This is a genomic window from Actinacidiphila acidipaludis, assembly GCF_019890725.1.
In the GTDB taxonomy this organism is placed as follows: domain Bacteria; phylum Actinomycetota; class Actinomycetes; order Streptomycetales; family Streptomycetaceae; genus Actinacidiphila; species Actinacidiphila acidipaludis.
Window position 1 is genome coordinate 18,988 of record NZ_JAINZZ010000073.1, and the last position, 15,303, is coordinate 34,290.

The 15,303-nt window shown below is 74.3% G+C and carries 13 protein-coding genes; 7 read left to right on the forward strand and 6 right to left on the reverse strand.

Annotated elements, in window-relative coordinates; genetic code table 11:
* Positions 1 to 6 precede the first annotated feature (6 nt).
* A complete protein-coding gene (locus K7862_RS33100) occupies positions 7 to 1,251 on the reverse strand; it encodes an MFS transporter (RefSeq protein WP_222968751.1) in 1,245 nt (414 codons plus the stop codon).
* 442 nt (positions 1,252 to 1,693) lie between these two features.
* Positions 1,694 to 2,968 (reverse strand): FAD-dependent monooxygenase, encoded by a 1,275-nt coding sequence (locus K7862_RS33105; RefSeq protein WP_262414185.1) that lies wholly within the window; start codon positions 2,966 to 2,968, stop codon positions 1,694 to 1,696.
* Positions 2,969 to 3,210: 242 nt separating this feature from the next.
* Between K7862_RS33105 and K7862_RS33110 the strand changes: the two genes are divergently transcribed.
* Both K7862_RS33110 and K7862_RS33115 read left to right on the forward strand, forming a co-directional pair.
* The gene (locus K7862_RS33110) at positions 3,211 to 3,708 is read left to right on the forward strand and encodes a DUF6233 domain-containing protein (RefSeq protein WP_222968753.1); all 498 of its coding nucleotides are present in this window, start codon (positions 3,211 to 3,213) and stop codon (positions 3,706 to 3,708) included.
* 223 nt (positions 3,709 to 3,931) lie between these two features.
* Positions 3,932 to 5,263 carry an alpha/beta hydrolase gene (locus K7862_RS33115; RefSeq protein ID WP_222968754.1) on the forward strand — a complete coding sequence of 444 codons (1,332 nt, stop codon included), beginning with the start codon at positions 3,932 to 3,934 and terminating at the stop codon, positions 5,261 to 5,263.
* Between the two features lie 137 nt (positions 5,264 to 5,400).
* Here the strand turns inward: K7862_RS33115 and K7862_RS33120 are convergent, their stop codons facing one another.
* The 4 genes from K7862_RS33120 to K7862_RS33135 all read right to left on the reverse strand — a co-directional run bounded on the left by K7862_RS33120 (position 5,401) and on the right by K7862_RS33135 (position 9,563).
* Positions 5,401 to 6,627 carry an ABC transporter permease gene (locus K7862_RS33120; protein WP_222968756.1) on the reverse strand — a complete coding sequence of 409 codons (1,227 nt, stop codon included), beginning with the start codon at positions 6,625 to 6,627 and terminating at the stop codon, positions 5,401 to 5,403.
* On the reverse strand, positions 6,624 to 7,397 hold the full coding sequence (locus K7862_RS33125; protein ID WP_222968758.1) for an ABC transporter ATP-binding protein: 774 nt from the start codon (positions 7,395 to 7,397) through the stop codon (positions 6,624 to 6,626). The genes K7862_RS33120 and K7862_RS33125 overlap by 4 nt, the downstream gene beginning before the upstream one ends.
* Entirely contained in the window at positions 7,394 to 8,665 is a 1,272-nt protein-coding gene (locus K7862_RS33130; RefSeq protein ID WP_308012325.1) for a peptidoglycan-binding protein, read from the reverse strand. Before K7862_RS33130 ends, K7862_RS33125 begins: the two co-directional genes overlap by 4 nt.
* Positions 8,666 to 8,792: 127 nt before the next feature.
* Positions 8,793 to 9,563 (reverse strand): hypothetical protein, encoded by a 771-nt coding sequence (locus K7862_RS33135; RefSeq protein ID WP_222968760.1) that lies wholly within the window; start codon positions 9,561 to 9,563, stop codon positions 8,793 to 8,795.
* Between the two features lie 124 nt (positions 9,564 to 9,687).
* On the opposite strand from K7862_RS33135, the gene K7862_RS33140 reads away from it, so the two are divergent.
* The 5 genes from K7862_RS33140 to K7862_RS33160 all read left to right on the forward strand — a co-directional run bounded on the left by K7862_RS33140 (position 9,688) and on the right by K7862_RS33160 (position 15,121).
* Complete coding sequence (locus K7862_RS33140; RefSeq protein ID WP_222968762.1) at positions 9,688 to 10,455, forward strand: response regulator transcription factor; 768 nt, start codon at positions 9,688 to 9,690, stop codon at positions 10,453 to 10,455.
* Positions 10,445 to 12,448 carry a sensor histidine kinase gene (locus K7862_RS33145; RefSeq protein WP_222968763.1) on the forward strand — a complete coding sequence of 668 codons (2,004 nt, stop codon included), beginning with the start codon at positions 10,445 to 10,447 and terminating at the stop codon, positions 12,446 to 12,448. Before K7862_RS33140 ends, K7862_RS33145 begins: the two co-directional genes overlap by 11 nt.
* Before the next feature lie 236 nt (positions 12,449 to 12,684).
* Positions 12,685 to 13,347 (forward strand): double zinc ribbon domain-containing protein, encoded by a 663-nt coding sequence (locus tag K7862_RS33150; protein WP_222968765.1) that lies wholly within the window; start codon positions 12,685 to 12,687, stop codon positions 13,345 to 13,347.
* A gap of 260 nt (positions 13,348 to 13,607) precedes the next feature.
* Positions 13,608 to 14,126, forward strand: a complete 519-nt coding sequence (locus tag K7862_RS33155; protein WP_222968767.1) for a toxin-antitoxin system HicB family antitoxin — start codon at positions 13,608 to 13,610, stop codon at positions 14,124 to 14,126.
* A 152-nt stretch (positions 14,127 to 14,278) separates the two neighbouring features.
* Positions 14,279 to 15,121, forward strand: a complete 843-nt coding sequence (locus K7862_RS33160) for a DUF4097 family beta strand repeat-containing protein (protein ID WP_222968769.1) — start codon at positions 14,279 to 14,281, stop codon at positions 15,119 to 15,121.
* The last annotated feature ends 182 nt before the right edge of the window (positions 15,122 to 15,303 follow it).

Here is a 15,303-nt window from a genome sequence, read left to right on the forward strand (position 1 = left end):
GCCGGCTCACACCGGCTGACGGGCGGCCGGGACGGCCGGCCGGTCGGTGTGGTGGCGCCGGGCGGCGAGGGCGAGAAGGAGGAGGACGAGTCCGGCGGCCGGCGCCAGGGCGAACGCGGCGGAGGCGCCGAGGCGGTCGGCCGTGCGGCCGGCGAGCCAGGCCGCGAGTGCCGACCCGGCCGCGCTCGCCGAGTTGTTCCAGGTGAACGCCTGAGTGAGGACGGCATCGGGGACGGACCGCTCGGTGAGGACGGTCAGCAGGACGAGCGTGGGCGGCACCGCCGCCTCCGTCGCCACCGAGGCGACCCCCAGCCAGGCCGCGGAGGGGGCGAACGGCAGCAGCAGGCTTGTCCCCGTCAAGTAGGCCGTGACGACGATGAGTTGGAGGTTCGCCGGGGTGCTGTGCCGGCGCCGTCCGTAGAGCCAGCCGGCCAGCAGTCCGCCCAGGCTGGCGGCGGCGGTGATCGGCGTGGCCGCGCCGGGCGTCCCGTGCCCGACGGCGAAGGCGCTGATGGAGACGCTCATGGTGCCGAAGTAGAGGCCGATGGCGACGTTGAGCAGCGCCAGCAGGAGGAAGCCGGGCCGGGTCAGGCCGCGTGCGGAGCCCCGGCCGGTGGCGCGCGCGGGCACGTCCTCCCGTCGGAGCGTGCGGCCCGGGAGCGGTGCGGTGCGGCGCTGGGCCGCGAGGACGCCGCCTCCGCCGACGACCAGGGCGGCCGCCAGGCCGGAGGCGAGCCCCGTCCGACCGGCCGCGCCGAGCGCGGTGACCAGGACGGGCCCGAGGAGGAACGCCGTCGCGTTGGCCAGCGACTCCAGCGAGAAGGCGGCGGGCAGGTCGCCGGACCGCTCGGCCCGCAGCAGGCCCGCCCAGCGGGCCGCCGAGAGCGACCCGAGCTGGGGAACCGCGGCCCCCGCGCACGCGGCACAGGCGACGAGCGCGGGCCGGGAGGCGGCGGACAGGACCCCGGCGACGGCCAGCCCGTGGCCCAGGAGGGAGAGCGGCAGCACGCGGGTCTGGCCGAACCTGTCGGTCAGCCGGGCCAGTTGCGGACCGATCAGCGCTTCGGCCAGAGCGAACGCGGCCGCGGTCTGGCCGGCCGTGCCGTAGGAGCCGGTCCGGGCGTGGCTGAGCCACACCAGGCCGATGCCGGTCATGGCGAGACCGACGCGGCCCACCGCGGCGGCGAAGAAGAAGGCGGCGGCGCCGGGGAGGCGCAGCAGAGAACCGTAGCCGGAAGCGGCGGACGGCATGGGAGATCCCTCGTCGCCGCCTGACGGGACGGGCCGCTCCGGGTCGCCGGCGCCGGCACTCCGACGGGAGTGCGAGAAAATCTGTGGTGCGACCCTCGGCCCGCCAAGGGCGTCCAGAACTGCGGAAGGACGGGGCACGCGCCCTTGCCGCCGCCCCATTCGCCAGGCGGAAGAACTCAGCGGGCCCGGACCAAGGCGGGCCCGGGCGACTGCGAGGACGGTAACAGGCCCCGGGGCCGCTTGCCCACCGTTCCGTGGAGGGTCGGGCGGCTCCGCCGCGGCACTTCGGGGCAGTCGGCCGTGGCCCGCACAGCCGCCCCGCACACCCGGAGACCGCCGCCACCGCCCAGGCCACCACTCCCCAGACGCCGGCGCGCCGTCCCGACGACCTGACGCCACCACCCGACAAGGCTTTGAGATCCCGCGCCACCGTTTTGAGCGATCAGGTGATCGGTGATCCGGCGGAGGCTGCGGAGTCCGGTGCTCCTGCGTAGTCGGGCAGCTCGACGCCGTTGATCGCGCGGCCGACCAGCTCGGTGAACCATTCGCCGGCGAAGTCCGGGAGCGGCTGGGCATCCGGCCCGGGGACGTCGCGCCTGCGGGCGTTCAATCGGCCGATCTCCTGGTTGGCCTCGACGAACGAGCGCATCCGCGTCTCGTAGCGGGCGAACCCGGTGCCGGGGTCCCACTCGGCGGCGGCCAGCTCTCCGGCCAGCAGGTAGGCGCCGACCAGCGCCAGCCCGGTGCCCTGCCCGGACAGCGGCGAGGAACTGAACGCCGCGTCCCCGAGCAGCCCCACCCGCCCGCTCGACCAGCGGTCCATCACCACCTGGGCGACCTGATCGAGGTAGAAGTCAGGGGTGTCGTCCAGGTGGGCGAGGATGTCCGGGGCCAGCCAGCCCAGGCCCGCCATCCGCTCACGCAGCAGGCGCTTCTGGGCCGCGACGTCACGGTGGTCGACGTCGAAGTCGGGCGAGGTGAAGGAGAACATGGACGTCGCCCGGGTGGCGTCCTGGATGGGTCGCAGAAGGGCGGAGCGTCCGGACTCCTGATCCTGGTACTCCAGCAGCCAGCGGTCCAGCCCGAACTCGTTGGGCACACTGTAGAAGGCCAGCACGTGCCCGAGGTGGCGGAGGAACCGCTCGTGCGGTCCGAAGACCATCGCTCGCAGTGGCGAGTGCAGCCCGTCGGCCCCGATCACCAGGTCGAAGCGCCGCCGGTTGCCGCGGGCGAAGACCACGTCGGCTCCGCCCGCGTCCTGGGTGAGTTCGGCGATCCGGTCGCCGAAGATGTACTCGACGCCGTCGCGGGTGTCGTCATAGAGCAGTTGTGACAGGTCCCCACGCAGGATCTCGATGTCCGCGATGAACCCGTCGCCACCGTCGTCGTCCGCACGGAAGGTCTCCAGCACCTGCCCGTCCGCGTCCACGGTGTGCGCGCCGGCGGTGTCGGTGCAGGCCGCGCGGACCACGGCGTCCAGCCCCATGCGCCTGATGACCTCCCTGGCGACCCCGCGCGCGTCCACCGCCTGCCCCCCGGGACGCAGTTCGGGAGCCCGCTCCACCACGGTCACCTCGGCCCCCCGCCGGCGCAGCCAGTGGGCCAGCGCGGGTCCCGCGATGCTCGCCCCCGCCACCAACACCCTGGGGCCGCTCGTCCGCGTCCGCTGCTCGCCCGTGCCGATCGTGCGCTCCTGCTCGGAGTCGTCGACGCCCATCACTGCCTCCCTGCGATTCCTCCCGCGCTGGAACGTTTCCAGCACAGGCCCACCTGTGTCAGTGGATCCGGCAGTGTCGACTGGGGATCCGCGCAAAACTCATTGGCCCGGCCCAAATCGCGATGCGCCCGACACGGTGGGACTCCTCAAGGACCGGCGAGACCGGACGCCGAGGTTCACTGCGACGGGACAACAGCCGGTGCGGGTGCCCCGTCGCCGCACCCGCCTCTATGATCGAACACGTGACCGATTTGCCGCCTGACCTCGCCCGTCTCCGGGTCGTGGAGACGTACCTGCTCGTGCAGCTGCGCCACGTACGGGAGGCGATTCGGCTGGCCGAGCAGCGGGAGAGGCGGCAGCGCACGGAAGGCCGGCGGGCCCTCCGGGAGGCGGACGCGGCCGACCGGCTGCGGCGCCGGCGCCAGAGCGAGACGGAGGCGCTGGCCGCCGTGGACGCGGACGACCGGCCCGGCGGGCCGGGACGCGCACCGCGCACGGCCCACGCCGGGCGGACCACGCCGAACGCCGCCGTGAAGTGGTGGCACGTCGAGCCCGCGCAATCGGCCGGTCCCGCCCCTCGTCCGGCCTATCTGCACCGGGGCGACTGCCCCCGGTACCGCGGGGACGGCCGTCCCGGCTTCACCCGGGACGAGGCCCGCGCGGCGCTGGCCGACCGGCGGAGCGAGGTCCCCACGATCCTTCCCTGCCCGCAGTGCCGGCCCGACTTCGGCCTGGCGTGACCGCGCCGCCGGCGTGACCGCACCACGGCCGGCCCAAGCCCCGCCCTGCCTCGAGCAGCGGACGTTCGGAGCGCACCGAAAAGGCGCCCGGATCGGGCGCAGCCTCCACGCGGCAAGAGGATCCGAACGGGAAGCCCACAGCTTCCTGACATTCGCCTCGCATACTCGGCCGCGGTCAGCCGGCGGGATCGGACCGGCGGCGTCCGCACACGAAAGGCGGAGTATGCCCGTCACGCGCAGCCTCCCTCGTCCACGGGTCCGTCCCCGCGGATCCCTCCTCGTCCTGACGGCGACGACGCTCGCCGCGACATTCCTCGGGCCGGCCGGCACCGCGTCCGCCGCCGGCACGCACGGCGATGCGGGCCGGCCGGTGGCGGCAGGAGCCGCGGACCGCGCCGCGTCCGGCGTCAGCAGCGTCGAGTACCACCTCGGCGAGCGGGCGTTCACCGTCCCGAACACCGGCGGGGCGCGCGCCGAGCTGACCGGCGTCGTCCACTACCCCACCGACCTCGGCACCGGCCCCAGGCCGGTCGTGGTGATCCTGCACGGCCTGTGGTGGTCGTGCGCCGACCAGGCCGCGTGGACGGCCGGGCAGAAGGCCCAGCAGGCCGGTGACGAACAGGAGGCGGACAAGCAGCTGCACTTCCTGAGCCAGTGGCCGTGCAGGCCCGGCGCCGGGGCGATGGAGAGTTACCGCGGCTTCGACTACCTGGGCGAGCAGTTGGCCCGCCAGGGCTTCGTCACCATCTCCATCAGCGCGGACGGGCTCAACGCCGTCGATCCCAGCGGCGCCGACGGCGACGCCGCACGGACCGCGCTCATCAACGCGCACCTGGCGATGTGGGCCCGGCTGGCGGCCACCGGAACCGGCCCGCTGGCCGGGCACTTCACGCGCACCGGCACCGGACAGGCGGTCTCGGTGGACTTCCGCGGCCGGCTGGACATGACCGACGTCGGCACCCTCGGCCATTCGCGCGGCGGACGCGCGGTGCAGTGGCAGGCGTCCAACGCGAACCGCGGGGACTGGCCCCAGGGCGTGGCGATCAGGGCGGTGCTGCCCCTGGCCGCGGTCGACCCGGCGATCGACGGCACCCCCGAGCAGTCGCTGACCGCCCCCGACATCCCGTTCATATCCACGTTCGGCACATGCGACCGCGGTGGTTTCAGCAGCACCAAGGAGGGCGACGTCTACTACACCGAGGCGGGCGCCCGGCCGGAGCGGTCCGCGACGATCCGGACCCTGCACCTGATCGGCGGCAACCACAACTTCTTCAACACCCGCTGGTCGCCCAGCAGCGGGCTGCCCGCGGCGGCCGACGACGCCGAGCACGACGGCCCGGCCGGCACCTGCGTCAGCGACGCCGACGGCACGACCGACATCCCCCAGCTCACCGAGACCGCCGAACGCCGCGCCCTCGCGACCTACGCCACCGCCTTCTTCCAGCGCTACCTGAACGACGACCGTTCGTCCGACCGCGTCCTGAACGGCACGGTCCGCCCCCTCGGCCCCGCGATCCCCGTCGAGATCGCCACGACGCGCCCTTCGGGCCGATGAGCCGCGTGAGCAAGTGACGCTCCGCGCCGCCGTGTTCTGACGGCGGAGGCACCGAACGCCACCGGCGTGGACGACCGCACGACAGCGAGCCCCGGGCCCGATCGGTCCGGGGCTCGCCGCACGAGTGGGAGCCGGCGTCAGGCCGCGGCCAGTGCCTCGGTCGGGGGGAGGCGGGCCGCTCGGAGGGACGGATAGACGCCGGCGGCCATACCGATCAGCAGCGCCGCGCCGAGTCCCCCGGCCAGGGACGAGACCGGGACGACCGGCGGCCAGCCCTGGAACGTGGCGTAGCCGAGCACCGCCGCCGCACCGGCGGCGGCCCCCAGCGCGCCGCCGGCCGCGGAGAGGATCACCGCCTCGGTCAGGAACTGGCCCCTGATCTGGCCGCGATTGGCGCCCAGCGCCCGGCGCAGGCCGATCTCGCGGCGGCGCTCCAGCACCGAGATGATCATCGTGTTGGCCACGCCGATGCCGCCGACGAGCAGCGCCACCCCGGCCAGGCCCAGGAAGAGGGACGAGAAGGTGTGCTCGGTGGCGCGTTTGGCGGCGAGGGCGTCGGAGGGGCGGCTCACCTCCACGAGCCCGGGCAGTTGCGGGTAGAGGGTGGCGGGCAGCACCGCGCGGACGTCCTCCAGCGCGTCCTCGCGGGCCTTGACGTAGACCACCGTGGGATGCCCGTCGAACGTCAGATAGCGCGTGGCGGCCGGCCAGCCGACCATGACGGACTGTTCCAGCTCCGGCGTGAGCGGCATCGGGTCGAGGATACCGATGACCGTGAACAGCCGCTTGTCGATGGTCACTTGGGGCAGCGGACCACTCGGAGGCAACTGCCGGAAACCCAGCCAGGCGGCGGCCTGGTAGCCGAGCACCACCGTGGGGAAGCGGTCCGTGGCCACTGAGAGGAAACGGCCGGTGTGCACGCGCCCGCCGACGGCCGCCAGCAGGTCGTCCCGGGCGGCCAGCACGCTGATGCCGACGCTGTCGCTCGGGTCGGACCGGTCGGTGCGCTGCACACCCCGGTGGGTGTTGGCGACGGCACTCGCCTGCGTGACCGGCCCGATGCGCCGGGCCATGGCGTCCGCGTCCTGCGGCAGCAGCACCGGTGGCGTCTGGTTGGGCTGCGGCTGTGCCTGGAGCAGGTTGGTGCCCAGTGCGGTCAGTTGCTCCAGCAGCCCTTTCTGGCTGGAGGCCGGGATGCCGGTCACGACGATCATCGTGGCGATGCCGATCGAGATCCCCAGCGCCGACAGCGCCGCCCGCAGTCTGCGCACCCGCAGTCCCACGAGCCCGAGCCGCAGCACGTCACCGGGGGACAGCCGCACGGGGCCGGGCCTGGTGCCGTCGGTGGTCCTTGTCCGCCTCATACGGCGGCCTCCTTCGTCGGCCCGTCCGGTAGCGGGCGCGGCACCCGTTCTCCGGCGGCGCCGGTGTCGATCACGATCCGGCCGTCGCGCAGTTCGACGCGGCGCGGCAGCAGCGCCGCGATCTCCCGGTCGTGCGTGATGACGGCGATGGTGGTGCCCTCCGCGTTGAGACGGGTGAGCAGGTCGAGGACGGCCCGGCCGTTGGCGCTGTCCAGGGCGCCGGTGGGCTCGTCGGCCAGCACGAGGGCGGGCGAGTTGACCAGGGCGCGGGCGATGGCGACCCGCTGCCGTTCGCCGCCGGAGAGCTGGTGCGGGAGGTGGCTCAGGCGGTGCGCCATGCCGACACGGGCCAGGGCCTCTTCGGCCAGCGGGCGCCGCCGGCGCCGCGGGACTCCGGCGTAGAGCAGCCCGGTGGCCACGTTCTCCGTCGCGCTGAGGCCGTCGGTGAGGTGGAACTGCTGGAACACGAACCCGAGCCAGCGGGCGCGCAGCACCGACAGGCGTCGGTCCGGCAGGCCCGCGACGTCGTGGCCCGCGACCTCCACGGTGCCCTCGCTCGGCAGGTCGAGGGTGCCCATGAGGTGGAGCAGGGTGGACTTGCCCGAACCCGAGGGGCCGATGACGGCGAGCAGTTCGCCCACCGTCACGGTGAGGGAGACACGATCGAGAGCCGTGACTCCGCCCGGGTACGTCTTGCTGACCTCACGCACCCGCAGGACCTCCCGCCGGGGCGAGGCGTTCGTGGTACCGCTGCCCGCCGTCTGCGTCATGACGCCGTCTCCACCCGCAGGCCCGCGGTCACGCCCGGCCCGCTCACCTCGACCTGACCGGCGGCGAACAGCCCGGTGGTGACGGCGACCAGCGTGCCGTCGGTACGCTGCAGCGCGTACCCGCCCTCCTTCAGGGCCACCAGCGCGGTGACGGGGACGGCGAGCACTCCGTGCCGGGTCGTCGTGGTGAACCGCACGGTGACCGGCGCCGCGTCGAGCCCCGCGAGGTCGCTCGCGTGCACGGGCGCGACGGTGACGTCCACCGTGGGCGGGGAATTGGGGTCCTGCTGGCCGGACCCCGCGTCGTTGCCGCCGGCCTGGACGGTGTGGCTGACGGCGGTGACCGTGCCGGGCACCGACCGCTCGTACGGCAGCGTGATCGTCACCATCGCGCCGGCCTTGATGCCGGTGTCGTCGCCGGCCTCGACGGGCACGGTGACCCGGCGGCCGGTCGCGGTGACCGACATCAGCGTCTCCTGCACCGGGTCGCCCAAGCGCGCCTGCACCTGCCCGATCCGCACGGGCCCGGGCAGCACCACGGTCTGCCCCACGCCGAGCGTGCCGGTCGCCGTCATCCCGATGTGCTGCTGCCAGCGCTTGACGGCCGCGGCCAGTTCCGCGGTGTAGGTGGCGCCGTGCCCGTCGGTGTCCGGCGGGCGGTAGCCGATGGCGTACCCCAGGGCCTGGAGGTTGTCGGCGACGACGGTGACGTCGCCGCCCCGCTGCGGCGTCTGTTTGCCGGCCGGCGCCTTGAGGGTCCGGAAGAGCGGGGTGCCGCCGTAGAAGAGGACCACCGGCTGGTCGTCCGCGCGGTAGAGGCTGTGGCCGCGGGTCACCGTGGCGCCGGCCGTGGCGAGTGCGGTCACCACTCCCGTGCCGCGGCCGGTGACCGGAGTCTGCGGGCCGAAGCCGAGGGTGCCGGGCAGACTCCGGCTGTCGGACAGGTCGGTCCTGGCGACGGTGGCGGTGTGCACGTCGGCGGCGCTGACCGGCGGTCCCGGCGGCTTGTGGCCGTGGTCGCGCAGGGCGACGGCACCGGTCGTCAGGCCACCGGCCACCAGCAGGAGGGCGGCGAGCGCGGCGAGACGGGCCCGGGGGCGCCGGGTCCGGACCTCACCGTCGGGGGTGCCGGCGCCGGCCTGCTCGGGCACCACCGGTTCGTGCGCCGGCTCGTTCGCCGGAACTGCCTCCGGCTCCGGCTCCCAGGACTCCCCCGGGCGCGTCGTCTCGCTTCTGGACGACTGCGTGCCCTCCGCCGGCGCGGGCACGGGACCACCCGCGCCGGACCCGAGCGGTGACGGACGATGCGCGTTCTGGGCGGGTACGGACGGTACTGAAGGTACTGACGGTACTGACGGTACTGACGGTAGTGAAGGTACGGACTCGCTCACGGCACTACTTCCCCGTCCCGCCGCCGAAGGCCTGCCGCTGGCACTGGTCCTCGATCTGGCCCTCGTTCGCCGGGACTTGGGTGGTGCTGCTGTCGTAGGTCCAGCCGAGGCCGCCCGGGTCCACGCTGGTGTCCGGCACGAGGTGGACCATGACGCCGTGCGCGCGCAGGCAGGAGATCTCGGCGAGGGTGTCGTCCCGGTAGTGCGGGTTGAGCGCCGGGTTCAGCTCCGGCGGTTCCTGCGGCAGCTTGTCCTCGCAGGCCGCGCTCGCCTGCTTCGGAACGGGGTCCGCGACCGTCTTCGGCGCGCCCGCCACTCCGGCGCGGGTGGTCGTCCAGCGGGCGCCGTGGTCGACCAGGCACACGTCCCACGCGTGGATCAGCGCCTCGCGTTCGGCGGGCGTGTCGTCCAGGCGTTCCTGCGGCCGCGTCGACGAGCCGGCGCCGGTGGGCACCGTCCCCGGGCCGGTGGGAGTGGCCGGAGTTCCGGGGGCGGCACCGTCGGTGGCGGCCGGAGCGGTGGCCGGGGGCGTGCTCGGGAGCGAGGCGACGCCCGCGGCGGCCTTGCCTCCGCCCCCGCAACCGGTGAGGGCGAGCAGGCACAGCGCCGCGGCCGACGCCGGGAGGAGGATGCGGCGGGCATGCGGGCGTGGACCGGGGACCCGCGGCGCTGTCCGGTGGTCGCGTGTCGCCCGCGACGCGAGCGGACGGGGGGCGACCGGACGGGACGCGACCGGAGGGGGCGCAGACGGACGGGTGGTGGTGTTCGGTGACATGCCCGGGGACGCTAGGCGGGGGATGTCAGGAGATTGTCAGGAAGCCGTAGTCCTCCGGTGGCGCCGCTGCCCGGACGCCCGCGGGACCGGTCAGCGGCCCGTCCGCCTTCCTACACTCGACGCCATGTGCGCACACGTGGTGGTCGCCGAGGACGATCCCAAGCAGGCCGAACTCATACGCCGGTACCTGGAGAACGAGGGCCACCGGGTGACCGTCGTGCACGACGGCCGGGCCGCTCTCGACGAGGCCAGGGCCGGCCGGCCGGAGCTGATGCTGCTGGACGTGATGATGCCGCGGGTCGACGGCCTGGACGTGTGCCGGGTGCTGCGCGCCGATCCCGCGCTGGCCGGGCTGCCGGTGCTGATGCTCACCGCGCGTTCCACCGAGGACGACCTGCTGCTCGGCCTCGACCTGGGCGCGGACGACTACATGACGAAGCCGTACAGCCCGCGCGAACTGATGGCCCGGGTGCGTACGTTGCTGCGCCGGGCGGCCGCCACGGTCCCGGCCGCTGCCGCCGTCGACCCGGTGCTGCGCGTCGGCGCGGTCACCGTCGACCCGGCGCGTCACGAAGTGACCTGCGACGGGCGTCCCGTCGCCTGTACCCCGGGCGAGTTCGCGCTGCTGGCCCTGCTCGCCGCCGAACCCGGCCGGGTCTTCAGCCGGGCCCAGATCATCCAGCACCAGCACGGCTTCGACCGCTGGTTCACCTCGCGGACGGTGGACGTCCACGTGATGAACCTGCGGCGCAAGATCGAGCCCGCACCGGACCGTCCGTCCCGCCTCCTCACGGTCTACGGCGTCGGCTACAAGCTGGTGGCGGACGCGGGCCGCACGCCCGACGCGGGCACTTCCGCCACTCCCGGCCAGGACGTCCGTGATGGCGCGTGACGTCCCGCTGCGCCGCAGCCTCCTCGTCAAGCTGATGGTGCTGGCCGCCCTCGTGGCGACCGGGTCGATCGCCGCGACCGCCTGGCTGACCGTGCACATCACGGCCGTCGGTATCCGGCAGGAGCAGGGACAGGCGCTCACCGACGACGCCAAGGCGTACGACCTGCTGCTCGGCTGGGCGGCCACCCACCACGAGTGGCAGGGGGCCGAGGGCACCGTGCGGTCGCTGGCCAAGGACACCGGGCTGCGGATCACCGTCACCGACACCCGTCGCCGGGTCCTGATCGACTCGGCGGGCAGGGCGGCGGAGGACTCCGGTGGGTCCGGCGCGTCCGGTGGCTCTGCGGGCGACCGGGCTGTGCCGGCGGACGGCGAGAGGGGAGACACGCTGCCGGCCCAGGCGTCCGCGACCGTCGATCCGCTGGCCGTGGACACCGCGCTGATCGCCCGCACCCAGAACGCGGGCGGGCCGGTGGCGACGGATCTGCCGTCCGCCGTGCCGTGCCCGCAGGGCACACGCTGCCTGCCCACGCCCGCGCCCGCACCGGTGACCGAGGACCGGTCGGCGCAGGCCTCGGCAGGGCCGCCGCCGACCGGTTCCGGCACCATCGACGCCCGTGCGGTCGGCCCGTTCCTGCTGCCCTCCGCCGAACGCGCGGACCTGCGCGGGACGGCCCTGCGCACCGCCGCCTGCCTGCGCGACCGGCTCCACCTGGACGCGCGGGTGCTGAGCACGCCGAGCGGGCGGTCCTACGTCCGCACGGCGCTGACCGGCCTGTACCTGCCGACCGACTGCGACACCGGCGTCCTGGCGCAGCCCACTGCCACCGAGACCCGCGCGCTGCGGCGGCTCGACGACCTCGCGAACGCGTGCCTGCGCCGCGAGGGCGCCGGCACGGTCCGGATCGGGGTGGACTTCGGCTGGACGGCCACCGGACGGCGCACGGTTGCGGGCGACGCGGCCGCCGCCTCCTGCGTGGACGCCGCCCGCCGGCAGCAGCTCGCACCGTATGTCGCCCCGCCCGCGCTGCTGTTCGTCAGCAGTCCGCGGCAGCCCGCGGCGACGTTCCTCGACCTCTCCCCCGCCAACCGTGCCCGGATCGCCGAGGTCACGGGCCTGGTCCTGCTGGTCACCCTGGCCGTCACCGCGCTGGCCGGGACCCGGATGGTCCGCCCGCTGCGGGAGCTGGCCGGCGCGGCCCGGCGGATGACCGACGGCGACCTGGGCGTACGGGTGAAGGTGACGGCCAACGACGAGATGGGCCGGGTGGCAGCCGCCTTCAACTCCATGGCCGAACGCCGCGAGGAGTCCGAGGGGCTGCGCAAGGCGATGGTCGGCGACGTGGCCCACGAGCTGCGCAACCCGCTGAGCAACATCCGCGGCTGGCTGGAGGCCGCGCAGGACGGTCTGGTGGTCCCGGACCGCGAGCTGGTGACGTCCCTGCTGGACGAGGCGGTGCTGCTGCAGCACGTGATCGACGACCTGCGGGACCTGTCGGCGGCCGACGCCGGTGACCTGCGGCTGCACACCGAACCGCTGGACCTGGCCGAGGTCGTCGCCCAGGTGGCGACCGCGCACCGCGGCATCGCCGACGCGGCCGGCGTCACCCTGCGGACCGACGCGCCGGACCGGGTGACGCTGACCGCCGACCCGGTGCGGCTGCGGCAGGCGGTCGGCAACCTGGTGTCGAACGCGATCCGGCACACGCCGCCCGGCGGCACCGTCACCGTGCGCGCGGGCTCGCCCGCGGCGGGCCGCGCGGTGATCGAGGTGACCGACACGGGCACGGGCATCGCCCCCGACGACCTGCCCCGCGTCTTCGACCGGTTCTGGCGTGCCGACAAGTCCCGGACCCGCCGCACCGGCGGCAGCGGCCTGGGGCTGTCCATCGTCCGCAAACTCGCCGAGGCCCATGGCGGCACCGTCACCGCCACCAGTGCCCCCGCCCAGGGCTCCACCTTCACCCTGACCCTCCCCGCCACACCGCCCTGACAGCCCGGCTCCCGCTCCGGAACCGTCTCTTCCGTCCACACCGCAACAGCGGTTGTCTGGCTCAACTCCCTTTTCACAATGGCTCTTTGGCGTATGCCACAGTTGTGCCTGCCCCGCGTGCCGCTGCCGCCGACCGCAGCGCACGGGCGGCAACCGGCCGGGCGCCGACCACGTCCGAACGGTGGGGACAGTGGCGAGGCGAGGGCCCGCCGCAGGAGCGCTCGGGGAGGCGTGCGATGAGTGGCGCGGAGATCTACTTCAGCAACAACTACCGTGATCTGTGCGAGGAGTACGGCACAGGAGCAGGGTTCCAGTTCGAGTTCTCCTGCGGGCGCTGCTACGACACCTGGCGCTCGCCTTTCGAGCCCTACAACGGCGCCCGGATGGCCAGTTGGGTCAACAAGGGGGTCAACGCCGCCTGGGGGTTCCTCGGCCGCACCGGCACGGGTGTGTCCAGCGCCGCCGAGGGCCTGGCCGGCGCGGGCTTCGGCTCCGCCCGCGACGCGTCGTTCCAGCGGGCGATCAGCAACGCCGAGGGGCACTTCAACCGCTGCCCGCGCTGCACGCACTACGTCTGCAACCGCTGCTGGAACGCCGGCCAGGGCATCTGCCTGACCTGCGCGCCCGACACCGCCGCCGAGGCCGTCGCCGCCCGGCAGCGCGGCCTGAACGACATGGTCACCGACCGCGCGTACGCGGCGGGCCAGCAGGCGGGCACGAGCTTCGACACCGGCACGCCCCGGCAGCTGGTGTGCCCGCAGTGCCGCACCGAGACCCATGGCACACCCTTCTGCCCGGGCTGCGGCACCCGCGTGGCCCAGCCGGACTCCTGCACCTCGTGCCACAACGAAGTCCCGCAGGGAGCGGCCTTCTGCCCGAACTGCGGCACCCGCCGCTGACAGCCGGCGCCCCGGGCCCGCAGTGGGGCCCGGGGGCCCTGCGAGTCCCGCCTCTGGCGCCATGTGACACCACATGGCATCACCTTGGCGCCACACGGCGTCACCTTTCGACATCAGAGCCGCAGCGGCAACCCTGAAGTCCGCCGACCGTCGGCTTTGAGGGCGCATCTTCCCAGCCCAACGCACCATCGGTGCCATCATGACGCCAGATGCCCCCATCAGGCTTGCGGATGGCACCACGGTGGTGCCATAGTAATGCCATGGACCTCACCCCGTATGTCGACGCCCTCCGCCGCGAACTCGCGGTGGCTGCCGAAGCAGGCGGCCAGGACGCCCGCGAGCTGGCCGAGCGCCTCACCGCTCCCCTGGAGTCGGCGACCAGGCTGACCATGCTCAACGTCCTGTCCGCCGCAATGGACGAGGTCACCCGCGACCTCGCCCCCGGCTCGGTCGACGTACGGCTGCGCGGCCTGGACCCCGATTTCGTGGTGACCCCGCCACCCGGCGACAGCGGCCTCAGAGAACCGGCACCCGCACCGGCCGAACCGCTGCGGGCGCCCACTCCCGCCGACACCGACGAGGGCGGAACCGCCCGCGTCAATCTGCGCCTGCCGGCCCACCTCAAGGCGCGCGCCGAGGAGGCGGCGTCCCGCGAGGGCCTGTCGGTCAACGCGTGGCTGGTCCGGGCCGTGGCGGCCGCGGTCGAAGGCGGCAGCCGGCCGCGCACCACGGAGAAGACCCAGACCGTCGGACAGAGCTTCACGGGATGGGTGCGCTAGCCCCGCACCCCGCATCCGCCCGCCGAACGGCACCCGCACCCGCACCCGCGGCAACTGCCTCCCGGCACCCGCACCGCTGAACCCGCACCACTTCGACCCCGCGGCGTCCCACCAGCCAGGACGCTCCGCAGACCCAAGAGGACGGCACAGCCATGCCTGCTTTTGACACCCCCGCCCCGATCTCGGCCACCGCCCACGTCGGCGCCGGCTCCGTCCAGTTCACCGCGGGCGACCGCTCCGACACGGTCGTCGACGTGCGGCCGCGCGACCCCAAGAAGGACAAGGACGTGCGGGCCGCCGAGCAGACCGAGGTCACGTACGCCGCCGGCGTCCTGACCGTCAGGACCAGGCAGCGCCACCTGATCGGCCCCACCGGCGCCGTCGACGTGACGGTCGAACTGCCCACCGGCTCGGCCGTCGACGTGACGGGCGCCTGGACGCAGGTCCTGGGCGAGGGCCGGCTCGGGGAGGTCCGCGTCAAGACCTCGTCCGGTGATGTCCGCCTCGACACGACCGGCCCGCTGCAGCTCAAGGCGTCGCACGGCTCGATCACCGTGGACCGCATCGAGGGCGCGGCGGAGATCACGACCAGCTCGGGCAGCGTGCGTGTCGGGCTCGTCGACGGTGACGCCGTCCTGAAGAACTCGCACGGCAGCACGACCGTCGGCGCCGCCACCGGCGAGCTGCGGGTGAGCGGGGCGAACGGCGACATCGACATCACGCGCGCCGAGGGCCCGGTCACCGCCACCACCGCGCACGGCACCCTGCGCGTCGCCGAAGTCGCGCGCGGCACCGTGCAGTTGGAGACCTCCTACGGCGCCATCGAGGTCGGCGTCCGGGAGGGGACCGCCGCCTGGCTTGACGTCAGCTCCAACGCCGGCCAGGTGCGCAACGGGCTGACCTCCTCGGACACGCCCGAGGAGAGCGAGGACACCGTCAAGATCCACGCCCGCACCCGCTTCGGGAACATCGACATCCGCCGCGCACGGGTCTGAGGCCGGTCGCCGCCTCCCCTGTTCCGCCTCCCCCCGCCACCACACCGCCGCACCACAGGACTTCAGCCCCCGAACGGGAGGGCCTCATGCCTTCGTCTGTCATGCCCACAACCAGCCGCAAGGGCGGACCGCAGCCGCCGTCCGCCGTCTCCGCCATCGGGCTGCGCAAGTCCTACGGCGGC

Excerpts from the sequence above, each read along its gene's own strand:
- K7862_RS33115 (WP_222968754.1), top strand. The coding sequence starts at position 3,932 with ATGCCCGTCACGCGCAGCCTCCCTCGTCCACGGGTCCGTCCCCGCGGA.
- K7862_RS33100 (WP_222968751.1), bottom strand. The coding sequence starts at position 1,251 with ATGCCGTCCGCCGCTTCCGGCTACGGTTCTCTGCTGCGCCTCCCCGGC.
- K7862_RS33105 (WP_262414185.1), bottom strand. The coding sequence starts at position 2,968 with ATGGGCGTCGACGACTCCGAGCAGGAGCGCACGATCGGCACGGGCGAG.
- K7862_RS33140 (WP_222968762.1), top strand. The coding sequence starts at position 9,688 with ATGTGCGCACACGTGGTGGTCGCCGAGGACGATCCCAAGCAGGCCGAA.
- K7862_RS33120 (WP_222968756.1), bottom strand. The coding sequence starts at position 6,627 with ATGAGGCGGACAAGGACCACCGACGGCACCAGGCCCGGCCCCGTGCGG.
- K7862_RS33145 (WP_222968763.1), top strand. The coding sequence starts at position 10,445 with ATGGCGCGTGACGTCCCGCTGCGCCGCAGCCTCCTCGTCAAGCTGATG.
- K7862_RS33135 (WP_222968760.1), bottom strand. The coding sequence starts at position 9,563 with ATGTCACCGAACACCACCACCCGTCCGTCTGCGCCCCCTCCGGTCGCG.
- K7862_RS33155 (WP_222968767.1), top strand. The coding sequence starts at position 13,608 with ATGGACCTCACCCCGTATGTCGACGCCCTCCGCCGCGAACTCGCGGTG.
- K7862_RS33150 (WP_222968765.1), top strand. The coding sequence starts at position 12,685 with ATGAGTGGCGCGGAGATCTACTTCAGCAACAACTACCGTGATCTGTGC.
- K7862_RS33125 (WP_222968758.1), bottom strand. The coding sequence starts at position 7,397 with ATGACGCAGACGGCGGGCAGCGGTACCACGAACGCCTCGCCCCGGCGG.
- K7862_RS33160 (WP_222968769.1), top strand. The coding sequence starts at position 14,279 with ATGCCTGCTTTTGACACCCCCGCCCCGATCTCGGCCACCGCCCACGTC.